The following is a 19,897-nucleotide window of genomic DNA, read 5'->3' as shown; positions in this document are numbered from 1 at the left end:
CTGCACTTCGACTTTCACGAGGAAATTGCCATGCCGGAAACCCGCCAGATTCTTGCCGAACGCTTCCGCGCCCTGCACGTGCCGGGCAAGCCACTGGTCATCTTCAACGTCTGGGACGCCGGATCGGCCAGGGCCGTCACCGCTGCCGGCGCGCGCGCGATCGGCCTTGGCAGCTGGTCGGTGGCGGCGGCGCAGGGCTACGAGGATGGCGAGCAGTTGCCGCTGGCATTCGTCCACGAGAATCTCCGCCGTATCGTCAGGGCGACCGAACTGCCGGTGTCGATCGACTTCGAGAGCGGCTATGGCGAGGTCGCCGACGAAGTCGGCCGGAATATCGCTGGCCTGATCGAAATCGGCGCGGTCGGCTGCAATCTCGAAGACAGTCTTCCGGCGGATGGCACGCTGCGTGAACCGGCCGAACAGGCCAGGCGCATCGCCAGCGCGCGCAGGGCCGCCGAGTCGAGCGGCATCGCGTTCTTCATCAATGCCAGGACCGATGTCTTCCTGCGCGAGCCAGGCGACCGCCACGATGCCGCACTGCTCAGGCACGCACTGGAACGAGCGCGAGCCTATGCCGATGCGGGCGCCGACGGCCTGTTTCTGCCCGGCCTGGTCGATCCGGGCCTGATCGAACGTGCGGTACGGGCCTCGCCGTTGCCGGTCAACATCATGATGTCCGCCAATGCGCCGTCGCGCAGCACCCTGGCCGAGCTCGGCGTCGCCCGCATCAGCCATGGGCCCGGACCGTACCGGGCCATGCTGCGTCATCTCGAGGACACAGCGCGCATCGCATTCGGCGGATAGGCGCGGAGCCGTCTCCATGTGGACAAAGCACGAAGGCCGACCTGCAATCTTGCGCTGAAGCCCCCCGATGCGGTGTACTTCGAAAAGCGATGGCGGCACGGCGAGGGTGGATAGCGACGTGCAGGGACGGGGAAGGTCCGGGCCGATCGCGGGGAAGCGGGCGCCCGTCGCGCGCTTGCATGGCGAATCAGGGGAAATCATCGATGGCCAAGCGGCCCAGCTTGACACCCGCGCGCGGCGGTCCGTTGCGACGCGCATGGAATGCGTTTTTCGGAATCACGCTGGGAGGCCTGTTGCGCTGGGCGTTCTATCTGGCCATCTTGGCCGCGCTGCTGGCCGGCGCCGGCTTCGCGATCTTCGTGCTGGTCCCGGTTTCGACGATTCCGGGCTACGAGAAGGTCGATGCCTACGCCTATCTCGACCAGGGCTGGGGAACGACGGCCGACTCGCCCGACCGCCAGACCTACTACTACACGGCCCAGGGCACTTCGATGCCGCAGGGCGCATTGACCACGCCGCTGCGCTACAACTGGTTCGTCAATCTGGAAATGCCGCTCGACGCGAAGCGCTTCGTCGAGCCCGAGCACATGCAGCGCTACCGTTTCATCGTCGATCCGCTGCCGAGTGCGGCCAATCCGGACCGGCTGCCGGTCGGCTTCACCCGCCACTTCGATGGGGCGCTTGGCCAGTACGTGCTCGACATCACCTGTGCGGCCTGCCACACCGGCGAGATCCACGCCAAGAGGAACGGCGTGACCACGGCGATCCGCATCGACGGCGGCCAGGCCATGCATGAGTTCACCAACATGCAGCGCGGTGCGTTCGGGCCCACCCTGGTTGCTTCGATGCTGTCGACCTGGGCGAATCCGTGGAAATTCGACCGCTTCGCGAAAAAGGTCATCGGCCCACGTTATCCCGAAGGCAAGTCCGAGCTGCACGCCGAACTCTGGGACACGATCAAGGCCTTCGCCACCCAGGGCCAGAACAGTCCGCTGCGCCACCTGTATCCGGTGGTCGAGGGCTTCGGCCGCACCGACGCACTCGGTCGCATCGCCAATACCGTGTTCGGCGACCACCTCGCCGCGAACAACTACCAGGACGCCACGGCGCCGGTCAGCTATCCGTATGTGTGGAACATCTGGAAATTCGACTGGGTCCAGTACAACGGTTCGGTCAAGCAGCCGCTAGCGCGCAATATCGGCGAGGCGCTCGGGGTCGGAGCGGTGATCCGCCTGACCGACAGCTACGGTAACCCGGTGCCCGAGGAGCAGCGCTATGTCTCCTCGGTCGACATCCCGAACCTCGATCGCATCGAACACACCCTGCAGAAGCTGACCCCGCCGCGCTGGCCCGAGGACCTGCTCGGTGCGATCGACAGCGAACTCGCCGCGCACGGCAAGCAACTGTTCGACAGTCATTGCCAGGGCTGCCATGGACCGCACCCGGCCGATGCGGCGCGCCAGCGGGCCAGTGCGCCGGGCAAGCCATGGCCCGGCACCGAATGGAAGATCGAGGTGATCCCGGTCGAGCATATCGGTACCGATCCGAGCGAGGCGAACGGCTTCGTGACGCGTCGCTACGACCTGGGCAAGGCCGGTCTTACGCGCGAGGAAATCAGCCGTGTGCTGCGCCCGCAGCTGATTCGCAACCTGGCCCGCAACGCGCGCTGGCACCTCGACGAAGTGATCCAGGCGCGCCAGGCGGCCGGAATGGACGCTGCGGCGCTGGCGCCGCTGCTGGCCACCTATCCGGATCCCGACGCCAGCGCGGAGGCGACCGTGCCACGCGACACGTTCGCGGCGATCGCGGCGGCGCTGACCGCCGCGGGTGAACCCCAGACGGCGTCCACGGCACCGGCTTGGGAATGCGATCTCGGCTGCTGGACGCGCGCCCTGCTCGATGATGTGTCGAGCGGCGAATCCGCGATCGATCGCCAGCTCGAGGCGATCGATGTCTCGAGCCTCAGCGAGGGACAGGGATTGAACATCCTCGGCCTCATGATCAAGGCGAAATATTTCGCCGACAACCACATCGGCTGGAAGCAGCAGATGTGCCTCGGCGGATTCGGCACGCTCGACCTGCCGCAGCAGGTCGCCGGTTACAAGCCACGCCCGCTGGAAGGGGTCTGGGCCACGCCGCCATTCCTGCACAATGGCTCGGTGCCGAATCTGTATCAGATGCTGCTGCCGCCGGACCAGCGCAGCGCGCGCTTCTTCGTCGGCCGCCGCGACTTCGATCCGAAGTACGTCGGCTATGCCAGCGAACCGGCGGGGCCCGGTGAAGACAACGGCTTCTGGTTCGACACGAGCATCGACGGCAACCACAACAGCGGCCATGCCTTCGTCGCCACGCCCGAGCAGCTCGAGGCGGCGCGCAGCGATCCGGTCGGCCATGCCCTGCCGTCGGGCGTGATCGGTCCGCTGCTCAGCGACAACGATCGCTGGGCGATCGTCGAATACCTCAAGGTCCACCGCGACCTGCCGGCCACGCCGGAGGATTTTTCGCCGCCGGATTGCTGGCAATGAAGCCGGCAAGCCAGCAACCGGTCGGCGCGCGCGGCACGAGGGCAGAGGCATGAGCGAGACATCGGCGAATGCGGTGGACTATGCGGCGACATTCGACGAAGTGCACGCCGCCGAACGCGAATGGCTGGCCCGCCGGCGCCAGGCGGCCGGCATGCCGCCCGTGCACGACGACGCGGTCGGCGTGGCCTTTTCCGGTGGCGGTATCCGTTCGGCGACCTTCAACCTCGGCGTGCTGCAGGCGCTCGAGGCCGGCGGCCTCCTGCCACGGGTCGATTATCTCTCCTCGGTGTCGGGCGGCGGTTATGTGGCGTCGTGCTATTCGTGGTTGCGCTCGCGGGTTGCGCCGGTTCCGCCCGGCGGCGTGTTCACGGTCGCGGTTCCCGACAGCGGCGGCAGCGTGCTCGACTGGTTGCGTGGCCACGGCAAGTACCTGGTCAGCCAGCGTGGCTTTTCGATCTGGACCCTGATTGCCTCGATACTCGCCTCGACCTTCGTCAATGTCCTTGTTCTGGGCCCTCCGCTGCTCGCTGCGGTCTATGCCCTGACCCTCGACTGGTTGCCGCTGGCCTGGCCGGCCTGGCTGTCGCTGCCCGGCGGCCACGTACCGAGCGGCAACCATGGTTTCCTGTTGCTGCTGCTGGCCGGGGCATTCAGCCTGGCCGCGTTTCCGCTCGTCGCGATCGCCTTCGCCTTCGTTTCGGGTGTGCCGCGCCTCGCCAGAATCGATCGCATCGATCGCCTGCGCGTGCTGATGGGGAGCATGATCATCGCCGGCATCGCCCTGATCGCAGTTGGCCTGATCCCGATCGCCGAAACCCTCGGCGAGATGGTCGAGCATCTGTTCGCGACGCGTTACGCCGAAGCGATCGGACATCACATGGCCTACCTGACGCCGATACTCGGTGGCATCGCATCGATGCTGCTGGATCGACGCAAGGGCGACAACAACGGCGGTCGACTGACCACGATCGGCCTCAGTCTGGTCGTCTACGGACTGCTCGTGCTGGCCAACCATCTGGCCGTCCATGAAGCCTGGTTGCCGTCGCCGCTGTTCTTCGGCTTTCTCGCACTCTCGGTGGTCCTGGCCGTGGTCAGCAGCCTCAATCGGGTATCGATCCACGCCTATTACAGGGCGCGCCTGTCAGGCGCCTTCCTGCCGAACGTGGACGCGGGACCCGTGATCGAACCGGGCGAATTCAGGCTCGACCAGCTGGGTCCCGGGCACGGTGCGCCCTTGCACCTGATCAACACCACGCTCAACACGACCAGTTCGGACAACGAGAAGCTGCGTAGCCGGGAAGGCACCAGCTTTTTCTTCTCGCCGGTCTACACGGGGTCGACGACGACCGGCTTCCGCCGTATCGACCGCTACGCGGGCGGGGCCATGGCCCTGTCCAATGCATTCACGATCTCCGGCGCCGCCATCGATCCGGACATGGTCGCGACCCGCGCTCGCTCGGTGTCGTTCCTGATGGCCCTGCTCAATGTTCGCCTCGGCTACTGGGCGACCAATCCGAAATTCGGCGACCGGCGTCCGCCGCCCCTGCCGTGGTGGTGGATCTTCATCACCCGCGAAATGCTCGGCATCGGCCTCGACGAAAAGCGCCACCACGTGCACCTGTCCGACGGCGGCGGATTCGAGAATCTCGGCATCTACGAACTGATCCGTCGGCGCGTGCGCTTCCTGATCGTCACCGATGCCGGTGCCGATCCATCGACCACGCTCGGTGACCTCGGACGGGCGATCGAGCGCGTGCGCGTGGATTTCGGCGCCGACATCGACATCGACGCCGATCGCCTCTATCGGCAGCGCGACATGGCGCTGATGCAGCAACCCTATGCGCTCGGCACGATCCGCTACGCCGATGGCAGTGCGGGCCGGATCCTCTACATCAAGCCGACCCTGTGCGCGGGTCTGACTGCCGACATCTATGCCTACTGGCGGGCCAACCCGGCCTTTCCGGACGAGCCGACTTCCGAGCAGTTCTTCGCCGAGCCGCAGTTCGAGGCCTACCGCGCGCTCGGCCAGCAGATCGTGGGCAAGCTGATCGGCGCGACGCCGCCGCCCGGCGTCGCCGAATGGTTCGAGGCGATCGCGGAGATGCAGGCGAAAAGCTGAGCGCGGGGCGGCGCCGTTCGCGCCCCCGTCCTGTGCATCCTCTCAGAGACTCTTCAGGTACTCGAGCAGATCGCGCTTGTCGTCGTCGGCCAGGTTTGTCCCATAGGCATGGCCGGCATTCGAATTGCCGGGCAGGTCGGTGTCGAACAGATCGGCGTTATCGCCACGCGCCGCGGCCAGGCCGACGCTCTGCGGATCGAACTCGCGGCTGCCGACGAAGAACTGCGTCGTGCGCTGCGCGGGCGCCTTGAGCAGTTCGGCAAGGGTTGGCACCGAGCCATTGTGCAGGTACGGCGCCGAGGCCCATATTCCGCTCAGCGGGCGGGCCTTGTAGCCATCCGGATGGCTGTTCAGCGGCGAACCGATTTCGCGATGGAAGCTCTTCAGCGCATTGCGTACGCTTTCGAGCGGATGGCCCAGGGCGGCGCCGACCGCGGCATGCACGACCAGGTCCGAGGTCTGCGCCCGTGCCTCGAGTGCCGGGCCGAACACGACACCCTGCTTGCGGCCTTCGAAGGCGCCGCTGTCGGAAACCGAATCGAGGAAATTGCGTGCCATGCGTGGGTCCGTACCAACTTCGTCGAGCGGCGTGATCACGGCCCTGAGCTCGCGTTTTGGATCGTTGCGATCGGAGAGCTGGTGGCAGGAAACGCATTCCTTCGTGTAGATCCGCGCGCCGCGCTCGACGCGCCCGGCATCGAGCATGCCGAGGATCGCGCTCGGCCACTGCGGCGATTGCAGGGCATAGAGGTCGTTCTCGATCTGGTCGAGATGGGCGAAATCGATCGACGAGGCGTAGCCGTCGATGCCGGCCGGCCGCTGGATATCCAGCGAGCCATAGACGGCCAGTGCGGTCGTGATGTTCTGCAGCAGCGGGCCTGGTCCGCCGTTCGGGGCCGAACCGTTCCACTGCACGACGTCGAGATGCGGCGCATCCCAGAGCACCGGGTAGCTGACCGGTGCGTCGGGCGCGCGGCGATTCTGCGGCAGGCCGAGAAACTGCACGGCAACCGCATTGAAGATCTGGCCGAAGGCGTCGAGCCGGCCGTGGCCGTAGGGCACCTCGACTTCGTTCATGCGATGTCGCGCGAGGATCCTGTCGGCCAGCTCGCCAACCTCCTGCCGGAGTGCCTCGAACTGGTCCGCGGGAACTCCCTGGGCCGCGGCAAAGCGTCGGAATGCGGCGTCGTGGTTGATGGTCGCCTGCAGGCTGGCGACCAGGGTGAGCTCGAACATGTTGAAATCGAGCGTGCCCTGACCGCCATCGATGCGGATCCGCTGGCCCTGGTAGCGGACTTCGCCGGTGTGGCAGGCTGCGCAGCCGAGACCCGTCCAGGCACGGCCGCTGGCGTCGGTCTCCTGGGTGAAACCGACCGGGAACCCTTCGGGATTGGCCGGCGTCTTCGCCTGCAGCAGGAATCCGATCGCCTCGAGATTCTGCTCCGACATATACGGCACTTCGTTGCCCGGGAGCTCCAGGGCCTGCAGCCAGCGGGTCGGGATCAATCTCGAGCCGAACGAGGTGAACCAGGCGCGCTGCTGGACTTCGGCGCTCCAACCCTGCTCGAGATTGATCGCGCCCTCGCCGCCAGCCACGGCGGCACCATTCGGCATTGGCTTGTCCGACGGGCTGCATGCGGCCGCGCAGAGGCCGATTGCCGACGCGGCGAACAGTCTGGAAAGGATGCCCATGGACCAAACTCCCCCTGAGTCGTAGCCTGCTATTCTAGGCACGAATCGCATGCGGCGACCGACTACGGGGAATCGATCCAAGGCCATGCTTGAACACTGGACCCGGTTTGTCGTCACGACCCTGGTATTTGCATTCGCCGTTCTGGCGCTTGCCCATGCGGCTCCACAGAGAGTAGATGGGGGCTTCTCGTTCGAGAAGGTCATCCCGGCCATGGACGTGCTCGAGGATCCGGAAGGCCATCTGGATTTCGACAGCGTTCGCGCCTCCGGCGACTTTCGCCCCGCCCCGGCCATGGGCACCAATTTCGGATTCACCAGCTCCGCATGGTGGGTCCGCTTCACCCTGACCAACCCCGCCGAAGGCGACCGTCACGTCGTCCTGCGCGAAGACTATCCGCTGATCGACCATCTCGAACTATGGGCGCAACAGCGCGACGGCAGCTGGCGGCATACCGCGACCGGCGATCGAAGCGTCTTCTCGACCCGCGAGTTCGCGCATCGGGACTTCTTGTTCGACCTCGACGTGCCAGCCAACAGCGAACGCACCTACTACGTCCGTGCCGCATCGGGCGGTCCGGTCGACCTCAGTCTTGCCGTTTACGGAACGCATGCCCTGGTCGGCGCGCTGAGCGGCGAGCAGCTGGCCTACGGCGCCTACTATGGCGGTTTCATCGTCCTTGTTCTCTACAACTTCTTCATCTTCCTGATCGTTCGCGATCGCGCCTTCATCTTCTACCTGCTGTATGCGGCGAGCTACGGCATCTATTTCGCGATCCACAACGGCCTCGCCTTCGAGTTCCTGTGGCCGGACAGTCCGGCCTGGGGCAACCAGTCACTGCTCGTGATGCTGTCGTTCACGCTGATCTTCGGCATGCAGTTCACGCGCACGTTCCTCGGTACGGCCAGCTTCGCACGCCGGCTCGACACGCTTGCCGTCGTCACCCAGGCGCTGGCGGGAATCGGCCTGGTGGCCTCGTTCTTCATGCCGTATTCGTTGCTGATCCTGCCGATCGCGATCCTGACGGTGGTCATGGTCTCGCTGATCCTGACCCTCGGAACGCTGGGCCTCGTCAGGGGCTATCGGCCGGCGCGCTTCTTCATGATCGCCTGGGGCATGCTGCTGGTCGGCGTGCTCACCTACATGCTCAAGGTGTTCGGCGTGCTGCCGCACAACATGTTGACCCAGAACGGATTCCAGCTCGGTTCGCTGATCGAGATGGTGCTGTTGTCGCTGGCCCTGGCCAGCCGGGTCCGCGAACTCCAGCGGCAGAGCCGTACCGATACCCTGACCCGCGTGCCCAACCGGCGCTACTTCGACGAGGTGGCCGCAGCCGAGTTCGAGCGTGCCCGGCGCGGCAATGGCGCGCTGGCATTGCTCGTCGTCGACATCGATCATTTCAAGCGGTTCAACGACCAGCACGGCCATGTTCGCGGGGACGAAGTGCTGCGACAGGTCGCCGAACGACTCGGCAATGGCGTGCGTCGGGGCGATCACGTCTGTCGCTTCGGCGGCGAGGAGTTTGCCCTGATCCTTCCCGGGACCGATGGCAAGGAAGCGGCGGAAGTGGCCGAATCGCTGCGCCGCATCGTCGAGAGCGCGACATCGGTCGATTCGCCGATCACGGTCAGCATTGGCGTGGCAAGCACGCGTGACAGGGAGTTCGCCGAACTGGACGAGCTGTTCAGGGCTGCCGATCGCGCGCTCTATCGAGCCAAGGATCTGGGCAGGAACCGGGTCGAACGCTTCGCCGGCTGAGACCGGGTCGCTGCTTCAAGCCGGGTTTCGCAGTCCCGGGAGGAACGTGCCCGGCGAGGCCGGGCACGTGTCGGTTGCTCAGAATTCCCAGGAGGCGCCGATGTAGGCGGTGCGGCCGATGGCCGGCTCGAGACCGCCGCCAAACACACGCGCGTAGTACTTCTTGTCGGCGATGTTCGAGACGCCGCCGAGCAGGCGGATCTGCGGAGCGACCCACCAGTCGGCCGACAGGTCGGCCACCGTGTAGGAAGGGACCTTGGCCGGGATGTAATTGCTCGCCTCGGGAGTGGCATTGTCGAGGTTGGAATCCTGCCAGTACTGGCTGGCCACCGAGACCACCGACAACGCGAACTTGAACTTCTTGTCCTCGCGGTAGGCCATGCCGATTCGGGCCAGGTGGCTTGGCGAGAATGCCGGCGTGTTGCCGACGAAGCCGCGATTCGACGAGGTGAAGTCCGAATCGAGCAGGCTCAGGCTGGCGAACACCGACAGGTGGCGGTTCGTCTTGGGATCGGCTGCAGCGAGGAAGTCGTAGTCGACCTGGCCCTCGAAACCGCGATGGCGGGTATCGCCGGTGTTGACGTTGATCGTGTTTCCGGGCGGCGCATTCGGGATCTGCTGCGATTCGATGCGATCCTTGACGTCGATCCGGAACAGGCTGACATCGTAGAACAGGCCGTCGGCCGGCGTGCCGTGGACGCCGGCTTCCCACGACAGTACGTGGGTCGGATCGGGATCGTTGATCGGATCGGGCGAGGTGTTGCCGAACGGCGAGCCGATGTCGAAATAGCGGACCGGACGCCAGCCTTGGGAAACGTTGAAATAGGTTTCGTTGCCGCGACCGAAATCGTTGCCGAAGCCGAGGCCGAACAGCGGCACCGTGTGGCTGACCTTGCGATCGACCAGGCCGCGACTCAGGTTCGGTGGCTTGATGCTCTCGTTGATGTCGACCTCTTCGCGCTCGATGCGCACGGACGGCACGAAATGCCAGCCGCCGGCGAAGCGGAACACGTTTTCGGCATATACGGCCGCGTAGTCGGTCGAGCGATCCTGGCGCAGGCGCGCACAGTTCTTCGCCGCCGGCGACGCGCACGGCACGCCATAGCGGTCATAGCGGTCGGGCTTCAGGCCGTCCGTCGTGAACTGGCGGAATGGCGCGTCGGAATGGTAGACCGTGGTGCCGACGGTCAACGCATTGCCGCGGCCCCAGCGATGCAGCATGCGTGCATCGAGGCCGTAGAAACGGAATTGATCGTCCTGCAGGGTCGCCGTGGTCGGTGCCGCGCCGCGATCCTGCGAACGCGAGGCATTGTCCTGGTATCCGCCCCAGAGCTTGGTCACCAGTTCGGTGTCCTCGCTGAAGTAGCGCTCGTCGGTCAGGCTCAGTACGTAGCGATCGGTCCAGAGCTTGTTGTAGGGCGTCGGCGACTGCTCCTCATCGGCCAGGAACTGCGGATAGCTGAGCTTGCCGGGATCGCCGGTTTCGAGCTGCGAGATGCGCAGATCGAGGAAGGTATGCGCATTGTCTTCGGAGGTGTAGCCGATATGCAGGTCGGCGCCGCGCAGGGTCGAGTCGCCGTTGTCGCGCTCGCCGTCGCTGGTGCGGTAGTGCGCATCGGCCAGGTAGTCCCAGCTGCCCGAGGTGCCGGACAACTGGTTGAACGAACCGAACAGGCCGTTGCTGCCGACGACCGCCTCGGTATATCCGGCCAGGGCCCGATCGGCGACCGGCTTGCGGCTGATCATGTTGACGACCGGAGGCGGCTCGGGTCCGTACAGCAATGAACTGCCGCCGCGGATCAGCTGTACTTCGGAGATCTGCTGCGGCAGCGGCAGGGTGTAGATGGTCGGATAGCCGATCCAGTCCGACATCAGCGGAATGCCGTCGAGCATGACCGTGACGAATTCCGACTCCTGCGGATTGCCGATGCCGCGATAGCTCAGGTTGGCCTGGCCCGGGGATTGCTGCTCGGAGACGAACAGGCCCGGCGTTTGCGCGAACAGCGCGCGCAGGTTGTTGTCGACCACGGTCGGAACCGAATCGAGCTTGGTGATCGAGGTCTTCTTGGTGACCGTGATCAGCGGGCCGTCGACTTCCTTCATGATGTGCTGCAGTTTCGGCCGGGTGTCGTCCGAGCGGCGTTCACGCACTTCGACCTTCGGCAATTCGTTGCGCTCGGAAGACGTCTCGCCGGGGGTGGCGGGGGTTTCGGCGGCAGCAAGGCCGGACAGGCACTGGGCAATGGCGAACGCGAGCGCGCCCATCGCGATGACTCGTGGTTTCATGGCATTCCTCGGGACGGGTCCCGGCGCCCCCTGTGGACGCCAAGCAGACCGCCTTTTATCGCAGGTGGCGGACAAAACCGACAGCGCAGGGCGGCCTAGGTCTTGAGGCTGAGTGAGTTCCGACTACGGGAGCATGGATGCGTGTGGGCCATGGATTGCCGCTTGCATGAGGCCGTATGGTCTCGCAGGTCAAACGGTCGCCGGCCGGATTCCGCAGGACAAGCCGATTCTGCTGACGCGAAGCGATTGTCGTATGCTCCCGGCATCTGCCTGAACGGAGTCTCCATGCCCAAGGTTGTTTCGCCAGCGAATATCGCCGCTGCGCTGACCGAGCGCTGGTCGCCGCGCATCATCGCCGAGCTCGATGATGCCTACGTCAAGGTCGCCTGCCTCGAAGGCGTGTTCGGATGGCACGCCCACCAGGACGAGGACGAGCTGTTCTTCGTGCTGCGGGGAAATCTGCGCATCGAACTCGAGGAAGGCGTAATCGAGCTCGGCGAAGGTGATCTGTACGTCGTGCCGAAAGGCGTGCGCCACAATCCGGTCGCTGAGCAGCAATGCCTCGTCATGCTGGTCGAGCGCAAGTCGACCTTGCACACCGGCGATGTGGTCAACGAGAGGACGCGCTCGCTGGCCGAGCAGCTTCGCCCCGTCTAGCGAGCCATCAGGTGGCCCGCTTGAACGAGCGCAGGCGATCGTTCAGGCGTGTTTGGCCTTGAGTCGGGCGACCATCGCGCTGAGCACGGTCTGCGATTCCTCGGAAAACCAGCGTTCGGCGAATTCGTCGTTACTGACGGTCGCCTTGCCTTCAAACGGGGCGACCAGATCGGCGCGGGCCAGGCGGCGCGTTTCGCTCATGGCCTGGGGCGGCCGCGTGAGCAGGTCCTGCAACCAGGCGATGGCGCGGCCTACGACCCGTTCGGTTTCGGCCAGTTCATCGACGAATCCGATCGCCTCGGCCTGCTCGGCCTCGATCATGGCACCGGCGACCATCAGGCGCTCGGCCCGGTGCGAGCCGAGCAGGCGACGCATCGCGGCCTGGATGAGCTCGGGCACGACCAGACCCACTTCGACTTCGTTGAGGCCGATGCGGAACGGACCGCGGGCCATGATGCGGTAGTCGCAGAACAGCGTCAGCACGGCCCCGCCGGCCGGGCTGTGTCCGGTGATGGCGGCCACCACCGGCACCGGTGAGCGCGCCAGCGCTTCAAGCAGGCCGACGAAATTCATCCAGACCTCGCTCATGCCCTTGCGATCGAGCTGCAGCAGGTTTGGCACGTCGAGGCCGGCCGAGAACATGCCTTCGCGACCGGACAGGACGATGCCGCGGGCGCCGTTGCCGGGTGCGGCGAGCACGGCCTCGTGCAGGCTGCGGATCAGTTCGGGATCGAGTGCGTTGACCGGCGGTCGGGCCATGCGCAGCTCATGGATGGCGTCATGCCTGAGGATGTCGAGTACGCTCATTTTTGGGCTCGGGATTGGGGATTCGGGATTCGGGATTCGTTCGGGCCAGTATAGGCCAGCATGGAGAAGGCGCTGGGGTGGCGGAGGCGCGTGCGGCAATCGGTGTCATTCGATTCGGTGGGGCAGGGGGCTATGATGAAAGCTTGCTGCGGAGAAACCGATGAAGATCCTGCAACGCCTTTTCGCAACCGTGATCGTGTTCGTGCTGATGCCGTGCGCGTTCGCCGCCAGTCAGCTCGGTGTATCGAACGCCTGGATTCCGCAGGCGCCGCCCGGCGTCGACATGCTGGCCGGCTACCTGACCCTGAAGAACTCGGGTGATGCGCCCGTCAGCATCCTGGCCGCGCAAAGCGACCGTTTCCTGACCGTGACCGTGCACCAGACCGTCATCGAAAACGGCGTCTCGCGCATGCGTGAACTCAACCATCTCGAAATCGCGCCGGGCGAGGAGGTCAAGTTCGCCCCGGGCGGCCTGCACCTGATGCTCATGCAACCAAGGCGCGAGGTCGTGCCCGGCGACCGTATCGAGATCACGTTCCTGCTCTCCGATGGCCAACGGGTGCCGGCGATGTTCGATGTGCAGGCGGTCGATGCGTCGGGCGGCGAAGGGCACCAGCACCACCACTGAGTGTGAAATCCTCGATCGATTACCAAGCAGATCTCCGCTTTGGCCATTGATGCTGCGGGCATCGATGTCATTGCCTTGGGGAGAAGGAAGTGCAGCTTCAAGCCCCGCTCCCTTCGGGAGAGGGGATGCGGTGAGGGTACGCACAGCGCGTCATGTTCGAGCTCGCCGCAAGCCCGAACCCTCATCCGCCTTCGGCACCTTCTCCCGGGGGAGAAGGGTTCCAGGCAGCGGATGATGGCCTCGGGATTGCGCTGATCGAGCGTCCGGCCAAAGGATTTCGTCCCGCCATTGCCTTTTGCTGCGTTGCACCGAAGAATGCGGGTTCGCTCCAATTACCTCATCGCTGCCGATGCGCTGAATCGTGAATTCAATTCCCGCAACGCTGCCGGAAGACGCCCCCTGGGTCGTCCTCAAGTTCGGCGGCACCAGTGTCTCCACGCGTCCACGCTGGGACAATATCGCCAGCATCGCGGCGAGCCACCGCGAGGCCGGCCGGCGCGTGCTGATCGTCGTTTCCGCATTGTCGGGGATCACCGACATGCTCAAGGGCATCGGTGAGGGACACGCCGACGGGCAACGCTGCCAGGAATTGCGCGAAGCGATCATCGCCCGCCACCACACCCTGTTCGGCGAACTCGGTCTGCCCAAGCGCAATGCCATCGATGCCTGGCTGGCGCGGCTCGACCAGTTGCTCGCGGATCCGCGCCGGCCCAGCGGGGCATTGCCGTGGCAGGCCGAACTGCTTGCACTCGGCGAATTGTCCTCGAGCACGCTCGGCGCGCTCTATCTCAACAGCCTCGGGCTGACCACGCACTGGCTCGACTCCCGCGACTTTTTCCGCGCCGAGGCACTGCCCAACCAGGGCGACTGGGCACGCTGGCTGTCGGCATCGGTGCAGGTTCGCCATGATCCGGCGATCACGGCCAAGCTGGCGGCTCGTGGCGATGTGTTCATCGCCCAGGGATTCATCGCACGCAGCGGCGATGGCGCAACCGCCGTGCTCGGTCGCGGCGGCTCGGATACCTCGGCGGCCTATTTCGGTGCCTTGCTCAAGGCCGAGGTGGTCGAGATCTGGACCGACGTGCCCGGCATGTTCAGCGCCAATCCGCGCCAGGTGCCCGATGCCCGCCTGCTGTCCCGGCTCGACTATGCCGAAGCGCAGGAAATCGCGACCACCGGCGCCAAGGTCCTGCATCCGCGCTGCATCCATCCGGTCCGCGACAGTCGTGTGCCGATCCGCATCAAGGACACCAACCGGCCCGACCTGCCGGGTACCGAAATCGTCTGGAACACGCAGGCCGGCGCGCCGAGCGTCAAGGCGATCAGTTCGCGCAAGGGCATCACCCTGGTCTCGATGGAATCGATCAGCATGTGGCAGCAGGTCGGCTTCCTTGCCGACGTGTTCGAGGCGTTCAAGCGCCATGGCCTGTCGGTCGACCTGATCGGCTCGGCCGAGACCAACGTGACGGTCTCGCTCGATCCGTCCGACAACCTGCTCAATTCCGATGTGCTGGCCCGGCTGTGCGCCGACCTCGAGGCGTTCTGCCGGGTCAAGGTGATCGCGCCGTGCGCGGCGATCACCCTGGTCGGTCGAGGCATGCGTGCGATGCTGCACCGGCTTTCGGCCGTGCTCGCCGAATTCGGCGCCCTCGATGTGCATCTGATCTCGCAGTCCTCGAACAATCTCAATCTGACCTTCGTCATCGACGAGGGCCTGGTCGATTCGTTGATTCCGCGCCTGCACGCATTGCTGATCCGCGCCGAGGTCATGCGCGTCGACGATGCGTCGGTGTTCGGGCCGAGCTGGAGCGAACTTGCCCACGGTGCCGCGGCGATGCGACCGGCGGCCTGGTGGCGCCGCGAACGCAAGGCCCTGCTCGAACTCGGGACAGGAGCAACGCCGTGCTATGTCTACAGCCTCGACCAGATCCGCGAGCAGGCCCGCGGCCTGGCCGCGCTCGGCATGGTCGACCGCTGGCACTATGCGCTGAAGGCCAATCCGCACGCGCAGATCCTGCGTACCCTGCACGCCGAGGGCTTCGCCTTCGAATGCGTCTCGTGGGACGAGGTCGAGGCGGTGCGTTCGACCCTGCCGACCCTGGCCGCCGAGCGCATCCTGTTCACGCCGAATTTCGCGCCGCGGGAAGAGTACCGCGCCGCCCTGGCCGCCGGCGTGCGCGTGACCCTCGACGCGCTGCATCCGATCGCCGAATGGGGCGCGGATTTCGCCGGCCGGGAAATCTTCCTGCGCGTCGACCTCGGCGCCGGACGCGGCCACCACGACAAGGTCAAGACCGGCGGCGCACAATCGAAATTCGGCGTTTCGCTCGATGAAATCGAGGCGTTCCGCGCCCATGCGCGCCGGCACGGCACGCGCATCGTCGGCCTGCACGCGCACCTCGGCTCGGGCATCCTCGACGCGCAGCACTGGCGGACCGTGTACGCCCAGCTGGCCAGCCTGGCCGAACCGTTCAACCGCATCGAAGTGCTCGACCTCGGTGGCGGCCTCGGCGTGCCCTCGCGCCCCGAGGACCTGCCGCTCGATCTCGATGCACTCGGTGCCGCCCTGGCCGAGGTCAAGCAGGCCTATCCGCAATTCCAGCTCTGGATGGAGCCGGGCCGCTACCTGGTCGCCGAGGCCGGCGTCCTGCTGGCCCGGGTCACCCAGACCAAGCGCAAGGGCGATATCCACTATGTCGGCATCGACGCCGGCATGAACTCGCTGATCCGTCCGGCGCTGTACGAAGCCTGGCACGAGATCGTCAATCTATCGCGTCTCGACGAGGCGGCCGAGGACCTCGTCCAGGTGGTGGGTCCGATCTGCGAGACCGGCGACGTGCTCGGCAACAACCGGCGCCTGCCCGGCTGCCGAGAAGGCGACGTGATCCTGATCGCCGAGGCAGGCGCGTATGGTGCGGTCATGGCATCGCACTACAACCTGCGCAAACCGGCTGCCGAGGTGTGCCTTTGAGTCTGAATGACCCGCGAATGGCAAAGGCGTTCCGCTTCGTACGCAGCGAGTACAGCGGTGGCGAAGCGCGTCTGGTCTATGCCTTCGACGACGGCCCCGAGCTGGTCGAGCGGATCGGCTTTCCGGCCGCACCGGCCCTCGCGCCGGAACGCGAGGCGGCGTTCGCGGCAGCGCTCGAGCTGCTCCACCTGATCGCGGGAGTCAGCTATTACAAGGCCGGGGTGCCGGGCGAGATCCGCATCGAGAGCACGACGATCGACCGGATCACGGCGGCGTTCCTCGATGACTTGTACCTGCATGGCCTTGGTGAGTTCGCCTACACCAACAAGCTCGACCTGCGCGGCAGGATCCGCTTTCCCTCTCATGCCGGTCATCCCGGCCTGCGCCGGGATGACGGTGAGATGGGAGCGGACTCGTCCGGGGTACGTCGGGCGGCGATCGGCCTGCCGCGCAGCACCCTGGTGCCGATCGGCGGCGGCAAGGATTCGCTGGTCAGCGTCGAGATCCTCAAGGCCGCGGGCGAGAACGCGACCGCGGTCTGGATCGGCAATTCGGGACTGATCGAGTCCTGTGCAGGACGCACGGGCTTGCCGATGCTGAACATTTCACGCGCGATCTCGCCGCTGCTGTTCGAGTACAACCGCGCCGGCGCGCTGAACGGGCACATCCCGGTGACCGCGATCAATTCGGCGATCCTGGTCGTCGCTGCCATTCTTTACGGCCATGATGCGATCGCGTTTTCCAATGAACGTTCGGCATCGAGCGCGACCCTCGAATACGACGGCATGCCGATCAACCACCAGTGGAGCAAGGGCTGGGCCTTCGAGCGGGGCTTCCGCTCGCTGATCCATTCGCATGTCGCTGCCGATCTCGACTACTACTCGCTGCTGCGACCGCTGTCGGAACTGGCGGTCGCCTCGCGCTTCGCGAAGAACAACCGCTACGACGACGTGTTCTCGAGCTGCAACCGCAACTTCCGCATTCTTGGCCCGAAGCCGTCCGATCGCTGGTGCGGGCAATGCCCGAAATGCCATTTCGTGTTCCTGGCCCTCGCCCCGTTCATGCCGAAACCCCGCCTGCTCGCCATCTTCGGGCGCAACCTGCTTGACGACCCGGCCCAGATCGCCGGCTTCGATGCGCTGCTCGAGTATCGCGACCACAAGCCGTTCGAGTGCGTTGGCGAGGGCCACGAGTCGCGCGCGGCGATGGCCGAACTGGCCCGACGTGCCGAATGGCGCGAGGATGCCATCGTCGAGCGCTTCATCCATGAGGTCCAGCCGCAGCTCGGCCCCGACGAGCGCTCGCTCGAGGCGCTGTTGCAGGTCGAAGGCGAACGTCATCTGCCCGCCCGCCTGGTCGATGCGCTCGAGCGAAGCTGAGTGATGCGTATCGCCGACCTTGCGAGCTTGCGCGTGGCAATCTGGGGCCTCGGACGGGAGGGCCATGCCGCGCATACCGCGCTGCGCCAGCGCCTGCCCGAGTTGCCGCTGACCGTGTTCTGCAGCGAAGCCGAGGCCCATTTCATGGCCACCGATCATTCGCACGATCGGTACGTGACCCAGGCGCCTAGCGCGGCCGACCTCGGCGCCTTCGATGTCGTCATCAAGTCGCCCGGCATCAGTGCCTATCGCCCCGAATTGCTCGAAGCGCAGCGCAACGGCACGCGCTTCACCTCGGCGACGGCCCTGTGGTTCGCCGAAAACCCCGATGCACGCGTGATCGCCGTAACCGGGACCAAGGGCAAGAGCACGACCAGCGCCCTGATCGCGCACCTGCTGCGCGCCCTGGGCCGGCGCACGGCGCTGGCCGGAAACATCGGGCTGCCGCTGCTCGAACTGCTCGATCCGCCACTGGCGCCGGACTGGTGGGTGGTCGAGCTGTCGAGTTTCCAGACCCGCCAGGCCAGCGACGTTCGCCTGGCCGTGATCACCAACATCGAGGAAGAGCATCTCGACTGGCACGGCAGCCGCGAGCGCTATGTCGGCGACAAGCTGGCCCTGGCCGACAGTGCGCGCCTGCTGCTGGTCAATGACCTGCAGGTCGAGCTGCTGCATCGCACCTCACACCACGCGCAGCAGCTGCGCTACGGTAACGCGACCGGCTGGCACGTTGCCGACGGCGCGATCCGCCGGGGCGACCGCGCCGTGTTCGAGCTGGCTCGACTGCCGCTGCCCGGCCTGCACAATGCGATGAATGCCTGCGCCGCGCTGGCCGCGGTCGAGGCGATCGGCGAGGATGCGCTGGACGCGGCCGAATCGCTGGCCACCTTCCGCGCCCTGCCGCACCGGCTGCAGACGCTTGGCCAACGCGAGGCCGTGAGCTGGATCGACGACAGCATCGCGACCACGCCGCAGGCCACGATCGAGGCCCTGCGCAGTCTCGACGGACGCAAGGTCAGCGTGATCGTCGGCGGCTTTGATCGCGGCCTCGACTGGCAGGCCTTCGCCGAATATGTGCATGCGCATCCGCCGCACGCAGTCATCCTCAACGGCGGCAACGGTCGCCGCATCGCCGCGCGCCTGCATGCGCAACAGGGTGGGTATCGACTGCATTCGGTGGCCAATCTCGCCGAGGCGGTGGCCATTGCCCGCGACGAGACCCCGGCCGGGGGCGTCGTCCTGCTCTCGCCCGGCGCGCCGAGCTTCGACCAGTTCCACGATTACGCCGAGCGCGGGCGCAGCTTCGCCGAAATGGCCGGTTTCGATGCCGAAGCCATCGGCCAGATCGACGGTCTCGGCATCGCCTGAAGGGCAGGCGACGGACCATTCGTCGGCCAGGCGGTCTATCATCGGCGGGCCGTCCCTGAAGGAGAGTCCGATGCGCATCCTTTCCGTTCTCGCATTCCTGTTGCTGCTGGTTCCGGGCGCGCACGCCGCGATGGTCGTCAAGCCGATCAGCTATAGCGTCGGCGATACCGTGATGGCCGGACATCTGGTCTATGACGACAGCACCGCGGCGCTGCGCCCGGGCCTGGTCATGGTGCCGAACTGGATGGGCGAGAATGATTCCGCCGTCGACAAGGCCAGGCAGATCGCCGCCAGCGGTTACGTGATCCTCGTTGCCGACATGTACGGCGAAGGCGTGCGACCGACCAGCACCGATGAGGCGCGGGCACAGGTCGGCAAACTCTACGGTGACCTCGACACGCTGCGCGCGCGCATCAACGCAGCCGTGGCCACGCTCCGCGCGCAGGCCGGCAAGCTGCCGCTCAAGCCCGGCAAGGTCGGTGCGTTCGGTTTCTGTTTCGGCGGCTCGACCGTCCTCGAACTGGCCCGCAGTGGCGCCGATGTCGCCGGCGTGGTCAGCCTGCACGGCGGCCTTTCGACCTCGAAGCCGGCGGCGCCCGGTTCGGTCAAGGCGCCGCTCCTGGTCCTCAATGGCGCGGATGACAAAAGCAATTCGTGGGAGGACATCGGCAAGTTCAACGCCGAAATGAATGCCGCCGGCGCCGACTGGCAGTTCGTCAATTTCAGCGGCGCCGTGCATTGCTTCGCCGAGGCCGACGCGGATCGTCCACCCGGCTGCGTCTACAACGAGCGTGCGGCGAAGCGCGCCTACCGCATGCTGGAGAACTTCTTCGCCGAGGTGTTCAAGACGCCCTGACGCGAGGTTGCTGCCTGCAGGAACAGCCGCCGCAGCACCGGCGCAGGTG

At 66.0% G+C, this 19,897-nt stretch carries 13 protein-coding genes; 10 read left to right on the top strand and 3 right to left on the bottom strand.

The window, feature by feature from the left end:
• Positions 1 to 30 precede the first annotated feature (30 nt).
• From BM125_RS12165 to BM125_RS12155, 3 genes are all read left to right on the top strand, one after another.
• Positions 31 to 804, top strand: coding sequence for an isocitrate lyase/PEP mutase family protein (locus tag BM125_RS12165; RefSeq protein WP_092408325.1), 774 nt, complete (start codon positions 31 to 33; stop codon positions 802 to 804).
• 203 nt (positions 805 to 1,007) lie between these two features.
• Positions 1,008 to 3,329, top strand: a complete 2,322-nt coding sequence (locus tag BM125_RS12160) for a di-heme-cytochrome C peroxidase (RefSeq protein WP_217647861.1) — start codon at positions 1,008 to 1,010, stop codon at positions 3,327 to 3,329.
• 49 nt (positions 3,330 to 3,378) lie between these two features.
• Entirely contained in the window at positions 3,379 to 5,448 is a 2,070-nt protein-coding gene (locus BM125_RS12155) for a patatin-like phospholipase family protein (protein WP_092408323.1), read from the top strand.
• A 42-nt stretch (positions 5,449 to 5,490) separates the two neighbouring features.
• Here BM125_RS12155 and BM125_RS12150 read toward each other — a convergent pair whose 3' ends face one another.
• Complete coding sequence (locus BM125_RS12150) at positions 5,491 to 7,140, bottom strand: di-heme-cytochrome C peroxidase (protein ID WP_092408322.1); 1,650 nt, start codon at positions 7,138 to 7,140, stop codon at positions 5,491 to 5,493.
• 85 nt (positions 7,141 to 7,225) lie between these two features.
• Between BM125_RS12150 and BM125_RS12145 the strand changes: the two genes are divergently transcribed.
• A complete protein-coding gene (locus BM125_RS12145) occupies positions 7,226 to 8,896 on the top strand; it encodes a diguanylate cyclase (protein ID WP_175498059.1) in 1,671 nt (556 codons plus the stop codon).
• 78 nt (positions 8,897 to 8,974) lie between these two features.
• On the opposite strand, the gene BM125_RS12140 is transcribed toward BM125_RS12145, so the two are convergent.
• The gene (locus BM125_RS12140) at positions 8,975 to 11,182 is read right to left on the bottom strand and encodes a TonB-dependent receptor family protein (RefSeq protein ID WP_092408318.1); all 2,208 of its coding nucleotides are present in this window, start codon (positions 11,180 to 11,182) and stop codon (positions 8,975 to 8,977) included.
• Positions 11,183 to 11,467: 285 nt separating this feature from the next.
• Here BM125_RS12140 and BM125_RS12135 point away from each other — a divergent pair, with 285 nt between their 5' ends.
• On the top strand, positions 11,468 to 11,839 hold the full coding sequence (locus BM125_RS12135) for a cupin domain-containing protein (protein WP_092408393.1): 372 nt from the start codon (positions 11,468 to 11,470) through the stop codon (positions 11,837 to 11,839).
• Between the two features lie 42 nt (positions 11,840 to 11,881).
• Here BM125_RS12135 and BM125_RS12130 read toward each other — a convergent pair whose 3' ends face one another.
• Positions 11,882 to 12,646, bottom strand: a complete 765-nt coding sequence (locus tag BM125_RS12130) for an enoyl-CoA hydratase/isomerase family protein (RefSeq protein WP_092408316.1) — start codon at positions 12,644 to 12,646, stop codon at positions 11,882 to 11,884.
• A 160-nt stretch (positions 12,647 to 12,806) separates the two neighbouring features.
• On the opposite strand from BM125_RS12130, the gene BM125_RS12125 reads away from it, so the two are divergent.
• The 5 genes from BM125_RS12125 (at position 12,807) to BM125_RS12105 (ending at position 19,848) form a co-directional block, all read left to right on the top strand.
• Positions 12,807 to 13,274 (top strand): copper chaperone PCu(A)C, encoded by a 468-nt coding sequence (locus BM125_RS12125; RefSeq protein WP_092408314.1) that lies wholly within the window; start codon positions 12,807 to 12,809, stop codon positions 13,272 to 13,274.
• A gap of 361 nt (positions 13,275 to 13,635) precedes the next feature.
• On the top strand, positions 13,636 to 16,245 hold the full coding sequence (locus BM125_RS12120) for a bifunctional aspartate kinase/diaminopimelate decarboxylase (RefSeq protein ID WP_425429620.1): 2,610 nt from the start codon (positions 13,636 to 13,638) through the stop codon (positions 16,243 to 16,245).
• A 17-nt stretch (positions 16,246 to 16,262) separates the two neighbouring features.
• Positions 16,263 to 17,624, top strand: coding sequence for a UDP-N-acetyl-alpha-D-muramoyl-L-alanyl-L-glutamate epimerase (murL, locus tag BM125_RS12115; RefSeq protein ID WP_092408310.1), 1,362 nt, complete (start codon positions 16,263 to 16,265; stop codon positions 17,622 to 17,624).
• 3 nt (positions 17,625 to 17,627) lie between these two features.
• On the top strand, positions 17,628 to 18,992 hold the full coding sequence (murD, locus tag BM125_RS12110) for a UDP-N-acetylmuramoyl-L-alanine--D-glutamate ligase (RefSeq protein WP_092408308.1): 1,365 nt from the start codon (positions 17,628 to 17,630) through the stop codon (positions 18,990 to 18,992).
• Between the two features lie 70 nt (positions 18,993 to 19,062).
• The gene (locus tag BM125_RS12105) at positions 19,063 to 19,848 is read left to right on the top strand and encodes a dienelactone hydrolase family protein (RefSeq protein ID WP_092408306.1); all 786 of its coding nucleotides are present in this window, start codon (positions 19,063 to 19,065) and stop codon (positions 19,846 to 19,848) included.
• Positions 19,849 to 19,897: the final 49 nt, after the last annotated feature.

It is taken from the genome of Dokdonella immobilis, assembly GCF_900115085.1.
GTDB classification, from domain to species: domain Bacteria; phylum Pseudomonadota; class Gammaproteobacteria; order Xanthomonadales; family Rhodanobacteraceae; genus Dokdonella; species Dokdonella immobilis.
Note: the sequence above shows the minus strand (reverse complement) of the source record. Positions and strands in the feature narration are given on the sequence as shown.